The following is a 25,193-nucleotide window of genomic DNA, read 5'->3' on the forward strand; positions in this document are numbered from 1 at the left end:
TATTAAACATAAAAATACTTGAGACTATAAATCTCAAGTATTTTTTTTATTTTGTTATATTAACTCTTGTTTTACTTTGTATAACAATTTTTTCTTTAGTAATTTCTATAGCATCCCCATCATTTGGTATAGAAAAAATCATTCTATCTTTAGTTAAAATAGTATTTGGGAAAATTTCTCGTGCTTGATATTTAAGAGCATTCAATTCAAAATCATTATAACGTGGACTATAATGCATTAAGGCAAGCATTCTTGCATTTGCATCTTTAGCTATTTGAGCAGCTTGATTTACGCACATATGTTTTTTCTCTTTAGCTATATCTTCCATTCCTGCTTCAAACATTCCTTCACACAATAATAAATCAACATTCTTAATTTTTTTAGCAATATTTTTTAAGTATAATGTATCAGTGATATAACTAAATGCTCTACCCTTTCTGTTTTCTCCCATAACCATTTCAGGAGTGATTTTTAACCCATCACTATTAATGATGGATTCGCCTTTTTGTAGTTTACCAAAATCAGGTCCGGGTTTTATTTTATATTCCATAGCCTTTTGAGGATAGAATTCCCCTGGTCTATCTTTTTCTCTCAATACATAACCAAAACATGGTTTTGTGTGATTTAATTTGATAGCTTCGATAGAATATTCATCATTATCTATAATTATTCCTTCATTAACTTCTTCAAAGATAATTTCATAATTTATATACATATCTAGAATTTTTCTTGATGAATCAATATATTCTTTTAATTTTTTTGGGCCATATATATATAAAGGTTCTACTCTGTCAACTTGAGCTGAAAGCATAAGTATACCAGGTAATCCTGTAACGTGGTCTGCATGCATATGAGATATAAAAATTTTATTAATTTTTTTCCATTTAAGATTTAGCATTTTTAAAGATACCTGAGTACCTTCACCACAATCGAAAAGGAATAACTCACCTTTTCTTCTTATCATTGAACTGGTTAGAAATCTTCCTGGTAAAGGCATCATTCCACTAGTTCCTAAAATAAATACTTCAAAATCCATGAGTCTATTATAAAAAAATATACTAATGATAGCAACATAAATTACTCATGATTTAAAAGATCTAAAACTTCAATTTTTTTGATTCTAAATAAACTTAGATATACACTAATCATGGAAATCAAAATTAATGAAATAGATATGATTAAAATGCTATTAAAGGGAATTAATACATCAAAATCTAAGAGATACCAACTAAGGGCTGGAATCCTTTCTAATGAGAATTTACCCAGTATAGATAAAAATGTTTTACTAATTATTATGCCCAATATTACACCGATAAGTGTTGAAATTATTGTAAAGAATTCAATTGCTAAAAAATATACTTTTCTTAAGTTTTTATTTTTTAATCCTAAAAGTTTATTAATTGCAATATTTTTATGATCTTTAGTTATTATATCAGAAGATATCGATGATATAAAATATCCTGTTAATAAAGCAATAACAACAAAAATAATTGTTAGACTTTGTGTACTAGTTAATAAATTATTATAAACTGCTGGTTGTAATTCATACCAAGCCCTTGATATATAATTATCTAAATTTAAATTTAATAGAGCTTCATTGATATCTATATTATTTTTTAAGACAACTTCCTGATGAATTGAAACCTCATCATTATAAATCTTTTTCAAATCATCTAAATTCATATAACAAAGGTTTTGATCTATTTCTTTATAACCTGAGTCAAATATCCCTTTAATAAATAATAGTTTTGGACGAACCTTAGTTTCATCTTTTGCAAGAATTATTGCAGCTCTATCGCCAAGTTTTAAATTAAGTTTTGTTGCAATTTGATTAGAAATATATATAGATGGCAAATTTGATGAATCTTCAGTTATTTCTAATTTTAAGCTTTTCATTCTATCTGAATTAAAATATGAATCATTTACTGCTTTTATCAGACTTATTTGAGTAGTTTCTCTTCCATAAATCAATGAATCAATTGTAAAAACAGAATCAGATGATTTAATAAAATCATATTTATCTGTTAAATTAGTATCTGTATAAACTTCAATATCTCCATTTACTAATAAAGCAAATTTTTTAGCAATTCCATTAGACATAGAATTAATGAAAACAGTAGAAACAATTAATAAAGCAACTATTAAAATGATTAATATAGCTGATCTAATAAGTTTGTGTTTTGATTTTTGTGATAGTAATATTTTTTTAATTAAAAGTTTATTTATATCTTTAATCACTTACTTCCTCATTAATTTTTCCATGTGTTAATTGAACTGTTCTATTACATTTTGATGCAAAAAGTTTATTATGAGTAACTAAAATTAATGTAACAGATTCTTTTTCTACTAAATTCATTAATAAATTTTCTACATAAGTAGCATTTTCTTCATCTAAAGAGCCCGTTGGCTCATCAGCAAAAATTACTTTAGGATTTACGCTTAAAGCTCTTGCTAAAGCAATACGTTGTCTCTCTCCTCCAGATAATTGGGAGGGCTTGTGAGATGCTCTATCTTCAAGATTGATTTCTTTTAATAAATATTTGGCCCTTTCTTTAGCGATACTTTTATGAGTGTTATTAATTAATAATGGCATCATAATATTTTCAAAAGCACTAAAATCTTCTAATAATAAACTATTTTGAAATATAAAACCCATTTCTTGATTTCTTAAATTGCATAATTCTTTATCATTAAATTTTGATATCTTCTTATTGTTAAAAATAACCTCACCACTATTTGGTTTAATTAAAGATGCAGCAATTTGTAATAATGTACTTTTACCGCAACCACTTTTACCGACAATGGATAATGATTTACCTTGTTCTATATCAAGAGATAAATTATCAATTATTGAAAGAGTCTCGGTGTTATTTGGTAATGGATATGATTTACATATGTTTTTTAATTCAATAATATTACTCATTTAATAAAATCTCCATGCTGTCATTTTTTAACAATTTATATATTGCCCTATGACTCATTATAAAGGTTATTACAAATAATGGAATTGCGATAATTAAACAATTTGTAATAGAAAAATTTAAATTTATATTTACAGTTAATAAGGGAACTTGATAAGAGGTTATCAAATTCAAAAATCCAATTATTGAAGAAGAGAAATATAGTACAACAAAGGATAAAATAGATCCCAAAAGAATACCTGTAGTACCAACAATTAAAGAAGATATTGTAAAAATATTTTTTATTTGTTTCTTTGTAAGCCCAAGTGCTCTTAACATAGCAATCTCTTTAGTTTTTGAGTGAATTAAATTAACTGTACTATTATATAAATGGATTAATACGATTATGCTGATTAAAGAAAGCGTTAAATACATTAAATATTGCTCTAATTTCATTGCAGCATATAAACTCTCATTTTGATCTTTCCAACTGCTTACAGAGCCATTATCACCTATTATAGTTCTAATTGTATCAACATCTCCATATACACCAATAATATCAGTAGAATAAGGAGCTATTTTTTTTATACTATCATAATTACTTAAAATATAATTATTATTAAAATCTCCTAAAGGAGTAAAATAAATTCCAGAAATTTGCTTTTCACTTTGATATGGAACTATGGTAACAGTTTTTCCTTTTTTTAGAATAGTAAATTCTACATATTTATTATAATCAAAATTAGAGTTTAAGGAATTTGAATAACCAAAAATGATACCATCCTTATCAGAACTTCCTTTTATAAAGGAATATGGAAGTTTTTCAAAATCTTCGGTTTTGAAAGCACGAATTTTTCCAAAAAATTGAGAATTATCATTATCGGTGACTATTGTAGGTAGTTCAATAAATTTAAAAGCAAAGTCAATTTTTTCATTTTCATTTAATTTGTTTAAATATTCATCTGTATCAAGATTTTGATTTAGTTCAACTACAGCATCGTAGCTAACATATTCTCTGATTAAAGAGAATTTATTGTCTTGTAATCCTATCATAAAAGAAATTATTACATTTAGAGCTAAAGTTGAAAATAATAAACCAATAGCAATTCTAATTGAAGTTAAGCGATGTCTATTTTTTGAAGAAAAAGCATATCTTCTAGCTATACTAAATACCATCACTACCCTCATTTCTATATTGAATATCAATTATATTATCACCATCATATGTAATAGTACAATATAGAGTACCATTTTGATATAAATCTTCAATTTTGTAGTTATTTCGATCAAAATAGTAACTGCTTATTAATTTATTGTTTTCATAAACTTGAACTTTACTAATTTTACTATTTTCATAATCAGTAATAGTTTGTGTTATCTTATCATAGCTTTTTGTTAATTCGCTATAATCTTTTTCTTCTAAAACCGTTTTAATTAATAAATAATCATTATTGTAATAATATTTTATGGATTTAATTAATTCATCATTATAATATGTTTCAACTTTATCTAAAACACCTTTATTATAATATTCTTTTTTGATTGAATTTTTATCTTGTTTTGTGAGTATTAAATTTTCATCTGTTGTTTTTTCTACTTCAATATTATTAACTAATTTATCATCCTTGTATTCAATTGAATTAATTATTCCCTCTGTTATTTGAGATTTTTTATAATCTTTAGAATTTAAAGTGCTATAGCTAATGCTTAAATTATCATCATTAAAGTTTATTATAGAATAAATTTCTGAATCATTTTTTACTTTCAAAATTGAAGATAATTTTCCATTTGAAAGGTAGAAATATTTATCAACTTCTAAAATATTATTACTTTCTGAGATAATTTTAGAAATTAATTTATTTTGTTCATAATTATAAACAGTTTTGATATTATTAACCATTTCACTAATTAAAATATCATTATTAAAAACTTGGTATGTTTTAGATGATGAATCTTCAATTGTTATAGTTTTAATATCATTTTTTTCATTAATAGTTTTAGTTTGAATTAATTGGTTATTTTTATAAAGCGATTGTTTAATAGTAGTTGTATTTGCCTCTTCAACTAGGTAAAATTCACTTTTTCCATCATATTCGCCAATTTTTTGGCCAATAGAATTAGAATTATAAGTTGTTGCAAATAAATTAAAACAACAAAGCAAATAAATACTAATTAAAAAGGCTTTTTTCTTCATAAAAATACTCTATTTCTTTAAACCAACTAAAGAATCTAAGAATTCATCTTCATTAAATAATTTTATATCATCATATGATTCACCAACACCAACAAATGCTACTGGTAAATTTAATTTTTCACCTATTTGTACTAAGGTTCCACCTTTGGCTGCACTATCATATTTTGATAAAATTATTGCATCTAATTTAACTGCATCATCAAACATTTTTGCTTGAGAGAATCCATTTTGTCCAGTAGTACTATCTATTACCAAAATCTTTTTATAGTGAGCATCATCGATACCTTTTGATTTAATTATTTTATCAATTTTCTTTAATTCTCTTAATAGATTTTCTTTATTATGCATTCTTCCTGCAGTGTCTGCTAAAATTAAATTATCTTTTTTAGCTTGAGCACTAGTAATAGCATCGAAAATTACTGCACCTGGATCACTACCATTATTTTGTTTTACTATTCTTGTTCCTAAACGGTTTGCATGTAATTCAAGCTGATCAATTGCTGCGGCTCTAAATGTATCTGCTGCTGCTAAAATTACACTATAACCATCGTTTTTATATCTATTAGCTATTTTTGCAATTGAAGTAGTTTTCCCAACACCATTTACACCTAATACTAAAACAATAGTTAAATCATTTTTATCAACTGGAATTTCATATGGTTTAATTTTATTTTTTAAGATTTCTTTTAATATCTTTTGTAAACCTTCTTGAGTATCGCATTTTTCTTCTTTTGCTCTTGCTCTTAATTTGTCAGAAATGTCCATTGCCATAGTAGCGCCCAAGTCTCCTTCAACTAACAAATCTTCTAAATCTTCAAAAAAGGCTTCATCCAATTTTTTTGTACTAAATAAGGCTTTTAATTTTGCCCCAAATTTATCAAACATATTTACTCCATATCATTTTAATTAGTAGCTAAGTTAATATAAGATATTAACTTATTTATTATATTAATTGAACTATATGCAATCATTGATGTAGATAGTACATCAATAACTGGTTGTAGTTCTGTATTGTTCATAGCTTCATTTATATTATTTATCGTCAAAGTTGTAAAGCTAAATAAAATATAAGACAACAATGAAGAATAAAAATCATTCTGTGCTTTATCAATTACTTGAGTTGAAGTTTGCCATAAAGGTTTCAAATTAAACTCAATATTATCTAATTCGCTGTTATTTAATACTGTAAAAGGATTAAAACCCTCTTTTTCAGCTTCAATATAAAATGGCACTTCTTGGTTAATTAGATTTGTAGAAATAGCCTTATCTAGTTCTATACCATTTATTTTATATGTTAAAAGTCCAACGTTAGAAATTAAATTTATAGAAGGAACAACTAGCTTATCAAGTTTTAAATCTATTATATTATTTGAATCAGTAATTTCAACTTTTTTGATTAAAGATTCTTTTGATGATGATAATCTAAAATAATGAATTCCTTTTTTTAATATAATATAGTTGTTGTTTAATTCAATTCGTTTTAAATCATTATTATAAATTTCTACTTCATTATATTTTTCTATACTTGTATTATCTAATTTGTTTTTTGAAGTATTTAATATTTCTTCAAAAATTATTGATGAACTACCATTTTCTAATTTTGCAACAGCAAATTCATTATTAAAGAATTTTACCAAATTTGATAAAATATCTTGTTCATTGTTTATAAGCAATTTGTCTTCAACAATTTTATCATAGATAGTTTTTCTTTCATTTTTATCTAGGTATTCAATTTTTAGTTTTGTCAAATTGCTAATATTATCAAAAGAGACTAACAAAAATGCATCTTTATCATACTGTTTTAATAAATTATTAATAATATAAGGATTATTATTATTCATTAAAATTGATAAGTATTGAGTTTCATCAAAATTTGAAAATGAAAGTGTCATAGAATTTTCTAGATTAAAATTTGAATCTAGATTATCTATATCTTGTTGTTTATTTTTTATTTTTGATAAATTGTCTGTACTTAAATCATCAGAGTAATTATTTATAGCAGAATTTAAATCTTGGGATAATTTATTTTTTTCTATTTGTTTTAAATTATCATTTTTTAAATTTATAAAATATTTGGATAATTCTAATTTAGATAAATATATATTACATAATTTTGTAATACTTAATAGATCATTTATTTGAGAATTTGGAAAAGAATAATTTTCTAAATTAGAAATATAATTAAAGCCATTATCATTATTAATTAGACTTTGATTATTATTATCACTTAAAATTAAAGCTGTAGCGATATCATAAGAGACATCTTCTGCAGCTAATAATAAGCTAAAATTAATCAATATAATAAAAATAATAGCTTTTTTCATATAATTTATTATTCCTCTTGTATCCATTGAAGATAAGCTTCAATAAATACATCAATATCTCCATCCATTACTGCATTAACATTAGTTGATTGAGCATTTGTTCTATGATCTTTTACCATTGTATAAGGTTGAAAGACATAACTTCTAATTTGAGATCCCCAAGAAATTTCTTTTTTCTTAATTGCATTTTCTTCATGTTCTTTTTTTCTTTTTTCTTCATAATATTCATAAAGTTTCGATCTTAACATTTTAAACGCAACTTCTTTATTCATTAATTGAGATCTTTCATTTTGACATTGGACTACAATACCTGATTCGTAGTGAGTAATTCTAACAGCACTGTCTGTTTTATTAACATGCTGCCCTCCTGCTCCTCCTGCTCTATATGTATCAAGTCTATAATCTTCGCTTTTTAACTCAATTTCAATATCATCTTCGATTACAGGTGTTGTATATACTGATCCAAAGGAAGTATGTCTTCTTTTTTGAGAATCAAAAGGTGAAATCCTAACTAATCTGTGAACTCCAGCTTCACTTTTTAGATAGCCAAAAGCATAGTCACCCTTTACTTCAATGGTTGCGCTTTTTATACCACCCTGATCTTCTAAGATATCTACAATTTTAGTCTTGAACCCTTTTTGTTCACACCATCTTAAATATAGGCGCAGTAACATATTTGCCCAGTCACTTGCCTCAGTACCACCGGAACCTGAATGAACTGTTAAATAACAATCATTTTTATCATATTTATCATTTAATAAAGTTTTAAGGCGTAATGGGTTATAAGTTGTTTCTAGTTCAAGTATTTGTGAATTTAACTCGCTTATAATGCTCTCTTCATCTTCTAAAGTTTCTTCAGCATCATATAAATCTATTATTTCATTAATATCATCTATAGCCTTTATTAATTTTTGCCAAGGATAATAGCTTTCTTTTAAAGCTGTTAATTCTTTAAAGATCTTATCTGGATTTTCTGCTTTAGTCCAAAAGTCTGCTTGAGAAGTTTGTTTTTCTAATTCTTCTATTTTTTCTTTGATATTAGAAGATTCAAAGACGCCTCCATATTTTTCTAGCGTCATTTTCTATTGAGGTTAATAAGCTTTTATTTTCTATAAACATAATTATTGCTCCATTTTTATTAAATATTTCTACCTATTCTAAGTAATAAATTTAATGTTTTTTCTTCTTTGCTATCTAATATAACATTCCAAGTTGGAACGAATAAAGATAATTGATATAAATTTTCACAGCCTAAAACAGTTTTAGTATTTATATATGAGTTATTATAGAATAAAGAACATTGATTATCAAAGTTTATACCAATCTTAGTTTTGTGTTTTTTATCTATAATTTTTACATTATCAATATTTTTTGAAACAATTGCTAATTCATCATTTAGTTCATCATTTACTAAAATATTTACATTGTTTTCAAATGGATAAAAACTAAAAGGTATTTCCAAACCATATATAAATTCTTTTTTCTTTAATGAAGTATTTTTTAATTTAACTGATAATGAAATTTCATTAGATGAGAATTTATAATGTTTATTGATATTAATTCCAAGAGATTGTTTTTCTTGAGATTTCAAATCAAATTCAGTGAATTTGTTATCAATAATATTAATTTTAAATTTTAACTCATTTAAAGTATTTTCTTTCATTCTATAATTTTCAAGATTAAAATTGCTATGTAGCATTACATCAGTGAAGCATTTTTGTTTAACGCCTGGCATTGCTAAATTATTTTGAGTATCTTTAAAATTATAAGGAAATAATCCATTAATAAAATTATAACGTGCAGGGAAATACTTAAGTTCTAATAAACTACCACCTTTAGAATCGATAATAGCATTAAAATTTTTACCACCTGTTATTACTTCATTATGACCATCTTTATCTACATCTTGTACATAAGGATAGGAAAAATCATCTAAAGAAATTAGTAATTTTTCTAATTCAATTAAATACCTATATATATTTGATCTAATAGAACCTTTTAAAATTGAGGCATTTGAATCATAGATAAAAGGCGCTCCGCACAATAGCTTTGGAATTATTTGAGCTATTTTTCTTTTTATATCTCGATTTTTCTTATATAATTTGGCAACTTCAATTAAAGATATTACTCTATTATATAAATAGTTTAAGCTCTTATCTTGATATAATTCACCATGAATTGATTTTAGAGGGACTAATGCATCAAAGCCATACCAACCCTTCTCTAAATAATCAAGTTTTAATGGTTTTTCTTTATATAATACATCTAAGGATTGTTCACAATTATCAAATAGATATGAAAATAATTCAATAATTTGAGTATTAGTAATCTCCCCTTGGCATAATTGATTTAAATTGATCATTGCAACTTGTACATTATCATCATTTAAATTCATTATTTCTTGGAACATTTTTTCATAAGAAATTTTTCTTAATCCAAAATCATGAACTAATTTACTTATTCTTGTATCAATTGGAATAATATCAACACTTCTACCAATTTCTTGCATTTTAAAAGGTTTAGGTGCCGAATCTTCAAATGTATTATTATTATCTAAAGAAATTATTACTTTTTCAATTTTACTTAAACTGAGACAACTTATTAGGGATGGATCCCAAATTTCACCATAGCACCAAAAAGTTCTAGGTAATTTTTTAAATTTTTTAGTTATAAAATTTGTAGTTGTCTCAATTTGGGAAATTCTGTCAGAAGGTGGAACTATTGGTAATATAGCTTGATGAAAACTTCCAGTCATCATATCAATTTTTCCAGATTTTGATAAATCCTTTAACAATAAATTGACTTCTGAGTGTTTACTATCAAGCCATTGTAACAAAGCTCCACCTAAATAAAGTTGGAGAAAAACATTCTCTCTTTTATAAACCTCTGTTAATAAAGGTTTAATAGCAGTATTTAAAATATGCTGATAAGCCTCGGTTGATGTACCCGATGCTAACTGAGAATAAGCTCCAACAATATATGACATTTTATTAAGTGTAACTCCTTGTTATCTTTTAACAATACAATTCTTTGGACATGCATTTGCAGCTTCTTCAATTTGGTCATGAGGTTTAGAATTATCAAATACAGATAAAAAGCCGTCCATTGAACATCCTGATTCAGGGAACTTTCTAACACAAATTTGGCAACCTATACAACCCACTTCGCAAATTTTTCTAACAATTGCGCCAGAATCGTGGTTATTACACTTTACTACGTATTCGCTATTATCATCAATAAGTTTTATAACATTATGTGGACAAATATCTACACATTTTCCACATCCGATACAAATTGTTGGGTCAACTTCAATATGACCGTTCTCTTTTTTGCTTATTGCATCAACTGGACAGACATTAATACATGATCCTAATTGTAAACAACCTTCTTTACAAGCAAACTCTCCATTAAACAATAATGCTGCAGAATTACAATCAGTTATTCCTTGATAATCAAAATCCGTTTGTGTTTTTTCACAATCTCCGTTACAAAAAACATAGGCAACTTTTCTAACTGAACTAGTTTCAACTTCTTGTCCCATTATTTCACCAAGTTTTTTTGCAACCTCACTTCCGCCTGGAGCACAGAGATTAAGAGCACATTCACCTTTTGCACAAGCTTCTGCATAACCAGCACAACCTGGATATCCACAACCACCACAGTTTGCATTAGGTAAAGCGTTTTCAATATCTATTTGTTTTTGGTCTTTAGCAACAGCTAGCTTTTTAGCTGCAAAAGCTAGCCCGATGCCCAAAATAAGCCCCATTACAGTAATTATTATAAATGCTAAAAATATATTCATTATTTACTCACTTTATACTAAATGTAAATTCATTAATAAAGATTTATCAAAAGCCATAAATGCTAAAGCCATTAATCCAGCTGAAATAAATGCAATTGGAACGCCTTTGAAACTTCTTCTAACTGGAGCTAAGTCAAGTTTTTCTCTGATATTACTCATAAGAACAATAGCAAGAGTAAAACCAAGTCCAGCAGCTAAACCTGCAAAGAATGATTCTAAACAAGAATATTTTTCATCAATATTAATGATTGCAATACCTAATACAGCACAGTTTGTTGTAATTAAAGGTAAAAAGATTCCTAGTGCTTTATATAATGGAGGACTTATCTTTCTAATTACTAATTCAACTAATTGTACTAAAGATGCAATAACTAAGATAAAAGATACTGTTCTTAAGTATTCTAAATCAAAAGGCATCAATAAGAATTGATAAACACTCCAACATACAACGGATGCAATAGATGTAACGAAAGTTACAGCCATACCCATACCAAGTGCACTTTCACTATTTTTAGAAACCCCGATGAAAGGACACATTCCTAAAAATTGTACTAATATAAAGTTACTTATAAAAATATATGTAATTAAAATTGCTATATAGGTCATGCAAGTCTCTCCTTCTTAGCTTTCCTTCTAGAGTTAAATTCAAAGTAGGCTTTTAAATAACCCATCAATAATAAAGCACCTGGTGCTAAAGTCATAACTCTAATTGGCCATTTGTTTAATAGAGGAATAGTAATTACTCCATCAAATGATCCAATTGGGAATAATGTGATTGTTCCTGAACCAAATACTTCTCTAATTGTTGCAATTAAAATTAAAGCAAGGGTAAACCCAATACCCATTCCTAATCCATCAAGAATTGAATCTAAAACAGTGTTTTTACTTGCAAAAGCTTCTGCTCTACCTAAAATGATACAGTTAACAACAATCAAAGGTAAAAATACACCTAATGCAACATAAACATCTGGAACAAATGCATGTAAAATCATTTCAATGATTGTAACAAATGATGCAATTATAACAATATAACTTGGAATTCTAACAGTATCAGGAATAACCTTTCTTAAAAGACTAATCATAATATTACTGCAAGTTAATACAAATAATACACTAAAGCCCATACCTATAGCGTTTGATACCATTGTGGTAACACCTAAGGTTGGACAAAGACCTAACAATAATACAAAAGTTGGGTTTTCTTTGAAAATACCTTTGGTAAATTCTTTCTTATGATTATTCTTCATTAATTACCCCCTAAACTTTTTACAAAGTCACTACCATTAGAAAGAGCTTTACCAATAGCAGCAAAAGTAATTGATGCACCACTAATTGCAGCTGCATCGTCACTACTTAATTGACTTTTCTTAGTTGGAATAACATCTTTATTTTCATATTTTGTCATATACCAACTTTCTTCACTCTTTTTACCTAAACCAGGAGTTTCGCTATTACTTACAACTTTAGCTTCTAATACTTGACCACTAAGATTATAAGAAGCGACTAAAGAAATAGCTCCACCATAACCTACAGCATTTAAGTTTAATAAATAGCCTTCAGCACTACCTTGGTTACTTAATTCAAAATAATAATTAACACTATCATTATTATCTACTGTAATTTGGTTATCACCAATTTCATAACCATTACTTACAGCTTGTAATGCATCAAGTGTTTTTTGTTGTTCATAAGCTGTAATTACAGGCTTAGTTACCCCATTTAATATAGCTAATACAATTGCAGCAACAGCACAAATTAAAGCTAAAACAACTGAGGTTTTTAAATATTCTTTCATTATTTAGCCTCCTGAGTTTTAACTTTTTTTACAAAACCAAATTTCTTTGGAACAATGTATCTATCAATTGTAGGAGTTACAATATTCATTAAGATAATTGCTAGGGATACTGCTTCTGGTAGAGATCCAAAATATCTAATTAAGAAGGTAAAGAATCCACAACCAATTGCATAAATTATTTTACCTTTTTTAGTTATTGGGGAAGTAACCATATCTGTTGCCATAAATATAGCACCAAGCATTAAACCACCAGAGAAAATTTGTGATAAAACCTCTCCATTAAACATTCCTAAATTATCTCTTAGACCACCAAAAATCCAAGTTAATAATGAGAAAGTTAAAATGTAAAAAACAGGAATATGATATGTAATTATTTTCTTAACTAATAAATAAATACCACCAATAATTAATAATAAAGCACTTACTTCCCCAATACATCCACCAATGTTTCCTATAAAAGCATCAACAGCATATGGAGAAATTCCAGTTGCAGATGAAATGCTATTAGCAATATTAGTAGTTGGGTAAGATGAATTTAATAATATTTGGGATGGGTTTAAACCTGTGGAACCTGCACTTAAACTAGTTTTTACAAAAGATAATGGAGTTGCACTACCAATTGCATCAACTGCTGTTAAAGTTTTAGGGAGTGTATAATTACTCATAGCTGATGTAAAACTAAAGAATACAAATACACGACCTGCTAATGCTGGGTTCATCCAGTTTGCACCTAATCCTCCAAAAGTCCATTTAACAACAATAATTGCAAAAGCATTTGCTAAAATAATTATAGCTATTGGAACAGTTGGGCTTAAGTTCATACCTAATAACAAACCAGTTAAAAAAGCAGAACCATCATATAAGCTACTTTCTTTTAAACTTTTCTTGCCATCGAAAAAGCCGAAAAGATATTCAAAAAGACAGCTTGATAAAATAGAAACAATTAAAACCATTAATGCTCTAAAACCGAAAACATAAACTCCCCAAAGAGCTGCAGGAGCTAATGCTAGGCTAACATTCCATATTATAGACATAGTAGAATTTTTACTATGGAAGTGTGGAGATGATGAAACTTTTACTCTCATTTCTTTCTCCTTGCAAGTTTTTTACCAGTTTTAAATGCATGAACTAGAGGAATATGTGCAGGACATGTATATGCACAACAACCACATTCTTTACAATCCATTAATGAATATTTATCAAGTGCAACTTGGTAATTACCATTTTTAATATTTCTATAAAGCATAGTTGGCATTAAACCAATTGGACAAACATCAACACATTTACCACATGAGATACAAGCAGTTTCTCTTGCTGCGTTTCCTTCTTTAATGCAAATTACACCACTAGTACCTTTTAATACAGGTAAATCTAAAGATGCAAAAGCAAAGCCCATCATTGGTCCACCACTTACAATTTTATCAGGATCTTCTTTTAAACCACCACAGTAATCAATTAACTCTGAAATTGGAGTACCAATTGGAACAATAAGGTTTTTAGGCTCTTTAACACATTCGCCAGTAACACAAACTACTCTATCAATTAATGGCTTATTTAAGGCACAAGCTTCATAAATTGAATAACAAGTTCCAATGTTTGCAACTACAGCACCAATATCTAATGGTAGTTTACCACTTGGAATTTCTCTATTTATTGTAGCCTTTAATAATTGTTTTTCATCACCTTGTGGGTATTTCATTTTTAAAGGTTGAACAGTAATTGGATAATTATTTTTCTTAATAATTGCTCTTAAGTTTTCAACAGCATCCATCTTATTTTGTTCAATACCAATTATAACATTTTTGGCTTTAGTAACTCTTTTAGCAATCATAATACCTTCAAGAGCTTCTTCACCTCTTTCTAGCATTGTTCTATAATCGCTTGTTAAATAAGGTTCACATTCAACCCCATTTACAACTAAATATTCAACAAATTTCCCTTTAGGAATCATAAATTTGACGTGAGATGGAAAAGTTGCTCCACCTAATCCAACTATTCCTAAATCTTTGATTGTAGAAAGCAATTCTTCATCAGTTTTACTTTCGTAATCAACTCTATCAAAGATAACTGGTTCTGCATCTTGATCTACTTCAATCAAAAATGCATCAGCAACAACACTGTTAGCCAATGGTTGTTTTATAATTTTTTTAATTGTCCCCGAAACAGGCGAATGAACTTCAGCACTAATAAAGCTTGAAGCAGTTCCAATTTTTTCACCCTTAACTACAGTCTCTCCAACTTTTTTTAAAGGCTTAGCGGGGGCTCCTAAATGTTGAGATAAACTGACAACTACTAAAGATGGTGTTGGCAATATTTCTAAAGGTTTATCTTTAGAGTATTGCTTTTGATCTTTAGGATGCACTCCACCTCTTTTAAACGTAAGAACGTCTTTAGGCATTTTTGGCTCCTTATTTTTATCCAATTTGAATATTAATTGATGTATTTGAGTATTAATTTATCTATTGTTATACTTTTTGTGAAAAGTAGACAATAAACGATAACACTCTGGTAATAATAAAGCTTATACACTCTATTTTCAAGTACAGTTTTAAAGAAATTGTACAAAATAAAAGCAAATTAATTTAGGCCGTTTTTGTGAAAATTAGTTAATTATTTTACCTTATAGTACTTAAAATAAAAACGAGTTTAAAATTTAAACTATTTTTTTATTAATATATTTAAAAAAAACAAAACTATAGTTATACTATGTATATATGAATCGAATTTTTAAATACGCATTTTGGAAAATTGGTGGAATAAAAGTATTCGCTTTGGTTGGAAAAAGTGGAACTGGAAAAAGCTTTAGATCTAAAATGTTAGCTGAAGAATATAATATAGACTTAATAATTGATGATGGATTATTAATTAAAGGCAATAAACTAGTAGCTGGAAAAAGTGCAAAACAAGATGAAACTTTTTTAGCTGCTGTTAGAACTGCTGTCTTTGATGATCCTGAACATTATAAAAGTGTTTTTGAAGCTTTAAAAAAAGAAAGATTTAGAAAAATTTTAATTATTGGTACTAGTGAAAAAATGGTCAGAAAAATTGCAACTAGACTTTCACTTCCTCAACCAGATAAAATTTTCGATATCAGTGATATAGCCACAAAAGATGAAATCGATACAGCTATGCGTATCCGTTTTACTGAGGGTAAACATGTTATACCTGTTCCATCTATTGAAATTACTAGAACCTCTCCTAAAATTGTATTAGATTCAATGAAGGTTTTATTTAATAGAAATATTTTGAGACCATGGAAAAGAACAAAAGTTTTTGAAAAAACTGTTGTAAGACCACAATTTACTAAATTTGATAAGACTGTTATAAGTGAAGCAGCACTTACTCAAATGGTTATCCATTGTTTAGATGAATTTGATCCTGCAATAAAAGTAGTTAAATTGAAAGCTAAAATTTTAGAAAATGGTTATTCTTTATCTATAAAACTAAGAATTCCATCAAAGCATATGATGAAAACATCTTTGAAGGAATTACAAGAATTTATATCTGAATCTTTAGAAAAATATGGTTCAATTTTTATAGCAAGAGTTTTTATTGAAATGGAAGAATGGAACTAATTCTTAACTGTGCTTTGTGAATTAGGTTTTTTCTTTCTTTTTGAATTATCAAATTTCTTTGGAGTTCTCTTTTTTGATGCAATATATTTTCGTCTTCTCTCGAAATTTTTATTTGCGCTAGTTTTTGGATGTCTTACACAACCTTTTGGAACTTTATAGCCTTTCATACTTAAAAGTTGAGCACAACATAATTCGACTTCATAGTTGCTAGGGGTCATTGGAGAAATTAAAACTTTTACTTGTCTAAAAGTTTCTTTAAATCTTTCTCTTGCAGTTAAAGTCTCATTACTAAAAATTATTAACTCTTTAACTAAATGCAAAAGCATAATAGATCTTTTAATTTCCTCACCTTCACCAATTTTATATTGACGAATCTTATAATCTAATTCTAAAAGACTATTTTGTACTGTATCTAAGGACGCATATAAATTGAAACAAGGCAATAAATATACTAGAAGTTTATATTTTTTTAATTTAATAAAAATATCTCTACTGTAGCCTGAAGATAATATTTTATTAACTTCTTCAGTTAATCTACTTGTTGAAACTTTTGCAAGTTCACAATGATCTCTTTTTATTGCTCTTTTTACATCCCATCTTAATTTAAAATCTGTAGTTACACTATATTTAATTGCTCTAAGCATTCTAACAGGATCTTCAATAAAAGTTGTTTTTAAATCAATTATGGAAGAAATCTTTTTCTTTTTAAAATCTTCCATAGCATTGTTGAAATCTAAAACTTGCTCATTTATTGGATCATAATAAAGTGCATTTATAGTAAAGTCTCTTCTTTTAGCATCTTGTTCTACAGTTCCAAAAACATTGTTATTGTTTCCAAAGTTTTCTTCTTCTGATCTAAATGTTGAAACTTCTAATATTTTGTTTTCATATTCTAGATGTACTAATTTAAATCTCTTACCAATTATTCTAGAGTTCCAGAATAATTTATGAATTTGTCTAGGAGATGCACTAGTTGTAATATCAAAATCTTTAGGTTTTTTATTCAACAATAAATCACGAACAGCACCTCCAACTATATAAGCTTCAGCACCAGTTGCCTGAAGTTTTCTAATCGCACGGAGTGCATCATTATCTATATATGATAAATTTATTTTATGTTCATCTTTAGTATATATCTTAGCAAATTGAATACTATTGCCTTTTGAATCTTTTTTATATCGAATTAGCATTAACCTTTTCTCATCACCATAGTTTTTAAATTAAATTTTATTTTGACTACCTTTTGAGAATACAATGTTTATTAGCTTTTTGTAAAGTAATTAATAATTAATACTTAAACTTATATTTTTAGCTAGCAAATATAAAAGATTAAATAATATAGCAATCATTGAATAAAATAAAATAATCAAGTATAAATTACCTATAAAATTATAAAAATTTAATTAATATTTAATATACAAATGTTGGAGTATATATGTCACAGAAAAATAAAATTATTGAACCTAAAGTTTTAAAAGGTTTTTCAGATTCTTTACCTACTATTGAAATACAAAAAAGAAGAATTATAAATAAATTAGAACAACTTTTTTCTTCCTTTGGTTTTGTACCAATTGATACTCCTGCTTTAGAATATACTGAAGTATTATTAGGTAAAGGTGGTGGAGAAACCGACAAACAAATTTTCCACTTCCAAGATAACGGTAAGAGAGAAGTTGCACTTAGGTTTGATTTAACAGTACCTTTTGCACGTTTTTTAGCAGCAAACTTTAATGACTTAGCCTTTCCTTTTAAAAGATACCATATAAATAAGGTATGGAGAGGAGAAAAACCTCAAAAAGGAAGATTTAGAGAATTCTATCAATGTGATTTTGATATCGTTGGTGTTGATAATAGTGAAGCCGATTTTGAAATTTTAGCTATGATGAACCACTCATTCTCTAAATTAGGAATAGAAAATTATAAATTCCATGTTGCTCATAGAGGTCTTTTTAATGCGTTCTTAACCCATTTAGATTTAATTGATCATAGTGTAGAAATATTAAGATCCGTAGATAAACTTAGAAAAATTGGTGAAGAAAATGTAAAAAAAGATTTAGTAGAAATTAGTGGTGATGAAACTAAAGCTAAATTGATTTTAGATTATATAAAATATGATGAGAATGAAACATTCTTACAAACTTTATCTAGATTGTCAGCTCTTAGTGGTGGTGAAGTTGAACATACCACTAGAATGACAGAGATCTATAATTACTTAGATAAAGCTGATATTAGTGAACACTTTATTTTAGATCCATCTATTACTAGAGGCCTTGATTACTATACAGGTATTGTTTATGAGACTTTCTTAACTGATTTACCTAATTTTGGTTCAGTTTGTAGTGGTGGTAGATATAATAATCTAGCTTCCTTATATACTAAAAATGAATTACCTGGTGTTGGTTCCTCTATTGGTTTAGATAGACTTTTAAGCGCTTTAGTTGAATTAAAGAGTCCTTTAATTCAAGGTTCAAGCTCAGCAGATGTAATTATTTTTAATAAAGGTGGTCAGTTCTATCCATTAGGAACTATGGTAGCTACAAGTTTAAGAAATAATGATTTAAAAGTAGATCATTATTTAATTAATAAGAAACTCCCACAACAGTTCAAATATGCTGAGAAAAATTCTATCCCTTATGGTATAATGTTAAATGATGAAACAATAAGCGATAATACTTTTACACTAAAGAACTTAGAAACTAGAGAAACATTTGACCATGTAACAATTGAACAAGCAACACAAATCATCAAAGGGAATTAATGAAAGATATGAGTCATTTGCCTGTATATTTACACAGGCAAGAAATAATAGAGAGTTTAAACTCAAACCAAGTAATTGTAGTTGAGAGTCCAACAGGTTCAGGTAAAACCACTCAACTACCAATTATTTTACATGAAGCGGGGTTTGACAATAATTTATGTGTTGGTATAACCCAACCTAGACGAATTGCAACCCTTTCAGTTTGTGATTTTATAAAAAAACAAGTAGAAGATACAGGTACTTTTGTAGGATACAAAATGAGATTTAGTGATACTACAACTTCTTCTACTAAGATAAAAATTATGACTGATGGTATATTATTAATGGAATTGAAATCTGATCCATTATTAAAAAATTATTCAGTTATTTTAGTTGATGAAGCACATGAGAGATCTCTAAATATTGATTTTATTTTAGGTATGTTAAAACAGGTAATGATTCAAAGACCTGAGTTTAAAGTAATTATCTCTTCTGCGACAATTAATACTAAGAAATTCTCACAGTTCTTTAATGATTGCCCTGTTGTATCAATAAAATCTAAATTGTTCCCAGTAGAGGAAATATATTTACCAGATAGTTATAATAATGAAGATGTTTTACACCGTCAAATTGTAAAAATTGTTAAAGAAAACAGCTCTAAAGAAGATGGTGATATATTAATTTTTTTACCTGGTGAGTTTGATATTAAGGGTTGTATAAAAGCTTTAGTTAAAAGTGATCCAAAAGAAAAATTAGTTATTTATCCATTATATGGAAGATTAAGTAAAGAAGAGCAGGAAGAAGTATTTACACCTACTCCTGAAAATAAAACAAAGGTAGTTGTTGCAACAAATATTGCTGAAACCTCAATTACTATAGATAATATTTCTACAGTTATTGATTCAGGACTTGCAAAAATAAATTTCTACAATCAAAAGAATTTTACAAGTTCTCTTATTACTTTACCAATTTCTAAATCTAGTGCTATGCAAAGAAGAGGTAGAGCTGGTAGAACTCGTAGTGGTAAATGTTACAGACTATATTCTAAAAAATCATATACCTCTAGAGATATGTATACTCTAGAAGAAATATTAAGAACTGATTTAAGTGAAGTTGTACTTAGAATGAGTGATTTAGGACTATATGATTATGAACATTTTCCATTTATTACAAAGCCAAATAAAGATGCAATTAAAAGTGCCGAACATACATTAAAGGTAATTAATGCAATTGATGATGATAGACATTTAACTAATATAGGTGAATTTATGGCTAAATTCCCATTATTGCCACGTCATTCAAGAGTTGTTGTTGAATCCATTTTCAACTACCCTTCTGTAATTAATGAAGTATTAATTGCTATAGCTTTTTTATCTTCAAAAACACCTTTTGTTTTACCTCCAGATAAAGTAAATGAAGCTAGAAATGCTCATAAAGCTTTTAATAATGAAAGATATGGTGATTTTGCTAGTTATTTAACTCTATTTAAAACTTATGATTCAATTGAAGCTAAAACTTCAAGAATGGAATTTTGTAAAAATAATTATTTAGATTATCAATCCATGCAAGAAATTGTTCATATTGTTGAGCAACTTGGTGAAATTATAAGTGAAAATGAAATACCTTTAACTGGTAATGGCTCTATGCATGATTATATTTGTTGTATTGCTAGTGGCTTAAAACAGTTTATATGTATTAAAGAATTTGGCTATATGTATAATACATTATTTGCTAATCAAATATTCATACATCCTGGATCAGCAGATTTTAGAAATTTACCTAAATATCTAGTAGCAGGGGAATTAGTTCAAACTTCCCGTTTATTTGCTAGAAGTGTTTCTCCAATTAAAGAGGAATGGCTTGATGATATTCAAAAAGGCCTAAAATATGAATTAGAAAGCAAATTAAAAGGCAATGATAATTCTAAAAGAAATAAAGATAAACGAAAAAGAGAAAAGAACTCTCGACTTGATGAAAAATCACTTAAGAGCGGTTCTATTACTATCTATTCAAGGAATTATAAAGTATTTAAACATAAAAAATCTAAAAAAGAAATTAACATTGTTAGAATCCCTTATAATGAAATATCTTATCTTGCAAAAAAACATTTTAATTCTAAAAAACCAATACAGAATTTAAAAGCTGAAGTTGTTTATCAAGATAGAATTATTCAGAAAAATGGATCTTTCTATTCCTTGCTTGCTTTAGCTGATAAATATGATAATCCTAGAACTGCAATAACTTATGTACCTCTATCAAATTATGATTTAGATAATATTGATTCATTGATTAATGACTTTAATAAAATATTAAAATTAACACCAAGTGGTAAAAATCAATATTTCTTTATTAAATTACATGCTTCAAAAAATGGAGTATTCTTCTTTGAACCAGCAAAGGATTATGGAAAAGCTTTAAATGATACCCTATTCTCTTTACTTGAACTTATGGAAGATTTAAAGAAAATTAATGATAAAGATAACTTTAGAAAAGTTCAAAATTATTATTATAAACTATTAAAATTATTGGATGAATAATATTAGTTTAACCAGTGTAAATAATCTCTTAAATTAAAGAGATTATTTTTTTTGTTTGAAAATTATAGATTAAAATATATAATGGTATAAATAATTAGAAATATTTCTTTATCTAATAATTATTATTTCTATTAGGAAAAAACAAAAAGGAGCTGAAATGAAAATTAGTATCTTTTTAGCTGAAGATGAATTAATCATTAGAGAAAACATAAAAAATAACATTGAATGGGAAAAACAAGGTTTTGATTTTTTAGGTGCTGCAGCTGATGGAGAACTTGCACTACCAATTATTTTAGAGAAAAAACCTGATATTTTAATTTCTGATATTAAAATGCCTTTTCTTGATGGATTACAATTAGCAACTATAGTAAAAAAGAAATTGCCATCAACAAAAATTATTTTTTTAACTGGTTATAAAGAATTCGATTTAGCTCAAAAAGCAATAAATATTGGCGTTACTGATTATCTATTAAAACCAATCACTACAAATAGATTAGTAACTCTATTAAAAGAACTCGCATTAGAAATTGAAAGTGAAAGAGAAAATGAGAAATTACTTCAGCAATATAAAGCTGAAATGAATGAAAAAAAACTATTTTCTAAAAATCAATTTTTTATCGATTTGATTTCAAATAAATACTCTTTATCTCAGATTTTAGATAAAAGTAAAATTTATGATATCGATTTAGTTGGAAACAACTATGCCATAATGCTCTTAAAATTAACATTTTATGATAAAAATTTAGAGAATGAACAATTATATAATAAGATTGGAGAAACTCTGCCAATTGAGAAAGATTGGTTACTCTTTAATAGAGGTGATGAAGGCTTTGGAATTATTTGTAAAAATATTAATAGAGATAAATGGAATGATTATCAAAAAACACTTTCAAATTTTTTAAATCAATACTCTCAATTATATTATTTTGGTGCTTTAGGCCCTATCGTTAATCGAATTTCAGAAATTAATCAATCTTACAAAGCTGCAAATAAAGCTTTTGCATTACGATTTTTTATAAATAAAACTAATATAATTAGTGATTATAAAGATTTGCATATGCTTGAAGAAAAAGAAATTAGTATTTCTTTTGATAAACTTAATAATAATAAAATTGATAGAACTTATATTAAAAGGTTTTTGAAATTAGGCGAGCAAAATGAGATTGCTGATTTTATTAATGAATATATTAACAATAAAAATAAAAATGCAATTGACTCCTCTAGTTTTAGATATTATTTATTAATGGATACTTGTATCTGTTGTAGTGAATTTTTAACTTCAATTGGAATATCAAAAGATGATTTAGAAAAACTTTCCATAGCTGGGGCACAAGCTGTTACTTTTGATAAATTTATTGATTCTTTTGATGATATTATAAGACAGTCCTTGAAATTACGAGATTCAATATCATGGGGAAAACATAAAGAAATTATTGAAAAAACCAAAGATTTCATGCAAAAGAACTATAATAACAAAGAAATTTCTTTAAATTATGTCTCTGATGAAATGGGAATTAGCTCCACCTATTTATCAACAATATTTAGTACAGAAACCAATGAAACCTTTATTGAATATCTAACAAAATTAAGAATGGAAAAAGCAAAAGATTTATTATTGACTACAGAATTAAGATCAAGTGAAATAGCTTTCTACATTGGTTATCAAGATGCTCATTATTTTAGTTATTTATTTAAAAAATACACAAAAATGTCTCCTAGAGATTTTAAAAGGAGAAGCAATTAATGATACAAAATAAGCAAAACTCTTTAAATAAAAGATTAAAAACATATTTTATTCATTCAATTGTTACCTTTGTTGTAATAGTTACTTTTCTTTTAATTTTAATAAGTATAATTGGTAATTCCTATAACCAGATTGTTTTAAATATAACTAAGGCAAATGAGAATATATTAACATTTAAACATGATGTAGATTATGCATTATATAGAACTGTAATTGGTTCTGCTAATAACTGGGATACAACTTTCGATAAAGATATAAAAGATCCTTATAAAACAATAGATAATATGAAAAATAATATGATTATGCTTAAATCAATGACAAATGATAAGGATAATTATACTAGAATAGAAAACATTATTAAAAGATTAGATAGCTTAAGAAATATGGCTGACACTCTATATGATAGGTCTCAAAAAAAAGGTTTTTATGATGAGAATATGAACTTTTTAGAATTAAATGTATATATTCTTACAGAATTGATTACTAACCAAGTTCATGAATATGTTTATTATGAAGCTGCACACTTAGAATTAGTTAGAAAAAGATTAGAAACAACCTTGCTTGTTACAATTATTGTTGGACTTTTGGCATTATTTGTTTCTTTAATTCATTTAAGACATATGAATAATAAGATTAAAGAAAGTGTTTTAATTCCTATTCAAGATATCTGTAATGCAACTAGCGAAATTGGTAAAGGTGAATTTATAAATATCTCTGATGAAAAATATGATTATGAGGTTGCTATACTATCCTCATCAGTTAATAAGATGTCTAAAGAAATAAAAAGACTCTTAGAAAAAACAAAATCTGAGCAAGAACAGTTAAGACTTAGAGAATTACAATTATATCAAGCTCAAATTAAACCACATTTTCTATATAATACTTTAGATACAATTATGGCTTTAGTAGAAAGTAAAAGAAATGAGGATGCTCTTTTGTTAATAGAACAACTATCGTCATTTTTTAGAACTACTCTATCTGGTGGTAGAGCAAAAATTACCATAAAAGAAGAAATTGAGCATGTGAAATCTTATTTGCAAATTCAACAAATTAGATATCAAGATATAATGGAATTTAAAATTGATGTCCCCTTCTCTCTTTATGATTATTTAATAATAAAATTAACATTACAACCTCTTGTAGAAAATGCATTATATCATGGAATAAAACAAAGACGAGGTAAAGGTTTAATTACAATTAGAGGATTAGAAATTAATTCTGATGAGATTGAATTTCAAGTAATCGATAATGGGGTTGGAATGGATGAAGAAAAATTAAATGAAATAAATAGAATTATAGAAAATAAAAAACCCGTTTCTAATGAAATCTTTTGTTTAAGAAACGTTAATCAAAGAATTAAATTAAACTATGGAAATAAATATGGATTAAGAATTGAAAGCAAAAAAAATCTTGGTACTACAGTATTTGTTAGATTACCAAAAGATATCTAAATGTATGCGTTAACGTACACTATAATAAAATTATCTAAAAAAAATCAACTTTGATTTAAAAATATTTAACTTTTAAAAATAATATAAAAAAATTTTCATCAATTTAAATAAATTTGTCTGTATCTTTATTGCGA

The 25,193-nt window shown here is 26.7% G+C and carries 20 protein-coding genes and 1 pseudogene; 5 read left to right on the top strand and 16 right to left on the bottom strand.

Annotated elements, in window-relative coordinates; all coding sequences use genetic code 11:
- Positions 1-139: 139 nt before the first annotated feature.
- The 15 genes and pseudogenes from ACZ5RS_RS10350 to rsxC all read right to left on the bottom strand — a co-directional run.
- Positions 140-1,036, bottom strand: a pseudogene (locus ACZ5RS_RS10350) (ribonuclease Z); the annotation flags it as partial.
- Between the two features lie 41 nt (positions 1,037-1,077).
- Positions 1,078-2,238, bottom strand: a complete 1,161-nt coding sequence (locus ACZ5RS_RS10355) for an FtsX-like permease family protein (protein ID WP_464635123.1) — start codon at positions 2,236-2,238, stop codon at positions 1,078-1,080.
- Complete coding sequence (locus ACZ5RS_RS10360) at positions 2,231-2,923, bottom strand: ABC transporter ATP-binding protein (protein ID WP_464635125.1); 693 nt, start codon at positions 2,921-2,923, stop codon at positions 2,231-2,233. Before ACZ5RS_RS10360 ends, ACZ5RS_RS10355 begins: the two co-directional genes overlap by 8 nt.
- A complete protein-coding gene (locus ACZ5RS_RS10365; protein ID WP_464635127.1) occupies positions 2,916-4,076 on the bottom strand; it encodes an ABC transporter permease in 1,161 nt (386 codons plus the stop codon). The genes ACZ5RS_RS10360 and ACZ5RS_RS10365 overlap by 8 nt, the downstream gene beginning before the upstream one ends.
- Positions 4,066-5,094, bottom strand: a complete 1,029-nt coding sequence (locus tag ACZ5RS_RS10370) for a hypothetical protein (RefSeq protein ID WP_464635129.1) — start codon at positions 5,092-5,094, stop codon at positions 4,066-4,068. The genes ACZ5RS_RS10365 and ACZ5RS_RS10370 overlap by 11 nt, the downstream gene beginning before the upstream one ends.
- A 9-nt stretch (positions 5,095-5,103) precedes the next feature.
- Positions 5,104-5,979, bottom strand: a complete 876-nt coding sequence (gene ftsY, locus ACZ5RS_RS10375; RefSeq protein ID WP_464635131.1) for a signal recognition particle-docking protein FtsY — start codon at positions 5,977-5,979, stop codon at positions 5,104-5,106.
- A gap of 17 nt (positions 5,980-5,996) precedes the next feature.
- Positions 5,997-7,418, bottom strand: a complete 1,422-nt coding sequence (locus ACZ5RS_RS10380; RefSeq protein WP_464635133.1) for a hypothetical protein — start codon at positions 7,416-7,418, stop codon at positions 5,997-5,999.
- An 8-nt stretch (positions 7,419-7,426) separates the two neighbouring features.
- A protein-coding gene (prfB, locus tag ACZ5RS_RS10385) for a peptide chain release factor 2 (RefSeq protein WP_464635135.1) occupies positions 7,427-8,537 on the bottom strand; the annotation gives its coding sequence in 2 pieces (ribosomal slippage) (positions 7,427-8,467 and positions 8,469-8,537; 1,110 coding nt in all).
- A gap of 19 nt (positions 8,538-8,556) precedes the next feature.
- The gene (locus tag ACZ5RS_RS10390) at positions 8,557-10,404 is read right to left on the bottom strand and encodes an alpha-amylase/4-alpha-glucanotransferase domain-containing protein (protein WP_464635137.1); all 1,848 of its coding nucleotides are present in this window, start codon (positions 10,402-10,404) and stop codon (positions 8,557-8,559) included.
- Between the two features lie 21 nt (positions 10,405-10,425).
- Entirely contained in the window at positions 10,426-11,220 is a 795-nt protein-coding gene (locus ACZ5RS_RS10395) for an RnfABCDGE type electron transport complex subunit B (RefSeq protein WP_464635139.1), read from the bottom strand.
- Between the two features lie 12 nt (positions 11,221-11,232).
- Complete coding sequence (gene rsxA, locus ACZ5RS_RS10400) at positions 11,233-11,826, bottom strand: electron transport complex subunit RsxA (RefSeq protein WP_464635141.1); 594 nt, start codon at positions 11,824-11,826, stop codon at positions 11,233-11,235.
- The gene (rsxE, locus tag ACZ5RS_RS10405; protein WP_464635143.1) at positions 11,823-12,467 is read right to left on the bottom strand and encodes an electron transport complex subunit RsxE; all 645 of its coding nucleotides are present in this window, start codon (positions 12,465-12,467) and stop codon (positions 11,823-11,825) included. Before rsxE ends, rsxA begins: the two co-directional genes overlap by 4 nt.
- Positions 12,467-13,015: an FMN-binding protein gene (locus ACZ5RS_RS10410; protein WP_464635145.1), complete on the bottom strand. Its 549-nt coding sequence runs from the start codon at positions 13,013-13,015 to the stop codon at positions 12,467-12,469. The genes rsxE and ACZ5RS_RS10410 overlap by 1 nt, the downstream gene beginning before the upstream one ends.
- The gene (locus ACZ5RS_RS10415) at positions 13,015-14,100 is read right to left on the bottom strand and encodes an RnfABCDGE type electron transport complex subunit D (protein ID WP_464635147.1); all 1,086 of its coding nucleotides are present in this window, start codon (positions 14,098-14,100) and stop codon (positions 13,015-13,017) included. Before ACZ5RS_RS10415 ends, ACZ5RS_RS10410 begins: the two co-directional genes overlap by 1 nt.
- Positions 14,097-15,413 carry an electron transport complex subunit RsxC gene (gene rsxC / locus ACZ5RS_RS10420; RefSeq protein ID WP_464635149.1) on the bottom strand — a complete coding sequence of 439 codons (1,317 nt, stop codon included), beginning with the start codon at positions 15,411-15,413 and terminating at the stop codon, positions 14,097-14,099. Before rsxC ends, ACZ5RS_RS10415 begins: the two co-directional genes overlap by 4 nt.
- Positions 15,414-15,729: 316 nt before the next feature.
- On the opposite strand from rsxC, the gene ACZ5RS_RS10425 reads away from it, so the two are divergent.
- A complete protein-coding gene (locus tag ACZ5RS_RS10425) occupies positions 15,730-16,590 on the top strand; it encodes a hypothetical protein (RefSeq protein ID WP_464635151.1) in 861 nt (286 codons plus the stop codon).
- On the opposite strand, the gene pcnB is transcribed toward ACZ5RS_RS10425, so the two are convergent.
- Positions 16,587-17,780 carry a polynucleotide adenylyltransferase PcnB gene (gene pcnB / locus ACZ5RS_RS10430; protein ID WP_464635153.1) on the bottom strand — a complete coding sequence of 398 codons (1,194 nt, stop codon included), beginning with the start codon at positions 17,778-17,780 and terminating at the stop codon, positions 16,587-16,589. The two genes, ACZ5RS_RS10425 and pcnB, sit on opposite strands and share 4 nt — an antisense overlap.
- Positions 17,781-18,025: 245 nt before the next feature.
- Between pcnB and hisS the strand changes: the two genes are divergently transcribed.
- From hisS to ACZ5RS_RS10450, 4 genes are all read left to right on the top strand, one after another.
- Positions 18,026-19,348 (top strand): histidine--tRNA ligase, encoded by a 1,323-nt coding sequence (hisS, locus tag ACZ5RS_RS10435; protein ID WP_464635155.1) that lies wholly within the window; start codon positions 18,026-18,028, stop codon positions 19,346-19,348.
- On the top strand, positions 19,348-21,864 hold the full coding sequence (locus tag ACZ5RS_RS10440) for a helicase-related protein (protein ID WP_464635157.1): 2,517 nt from the start codon (positions 19,348-19,350) through the stop codon (positions 21,862-21,864). Before hisS ends, ACZ5RS_RS10440 begins: the two co-directional genes overlap by 1 nt.
- 157 nt (positions 21,865-22,021) lie before the next feature.
- Positions 22,022-23,608: a response regulator transcription factor gene (locus ACZ5RS_RS10445; RefSeq protein WP_464635159.1), complete on the top strand. Its 1,587-nt coding sequence runs from the start codon at positions 22,022-22,024 to the stop codon at positions 23,606-23,608.
- Positions 23,608-25,059 carry a sensor histidine kinase gene (locus ACZ5RS_RS10450; RefSeq protein ID WP_464635161.1) on the top strand — a complete coding sequence of 484 codons (1,452 nt, stop codon included), beginning with the start codon at positions 23,608-23,610 and terminating at the stop codon, positions 25,057-25,059. Before ACZ5RS_RS10445 ends, ACZ5RS_RS10450 begins: the two co-directional genes overlap by 1 nt.
- Positions 25,060-25,193: the final 134 nt, after the last annotated feature.

It is taken from the genome of Pleomorphochaeta caudata (assembly GCF_055395745.1).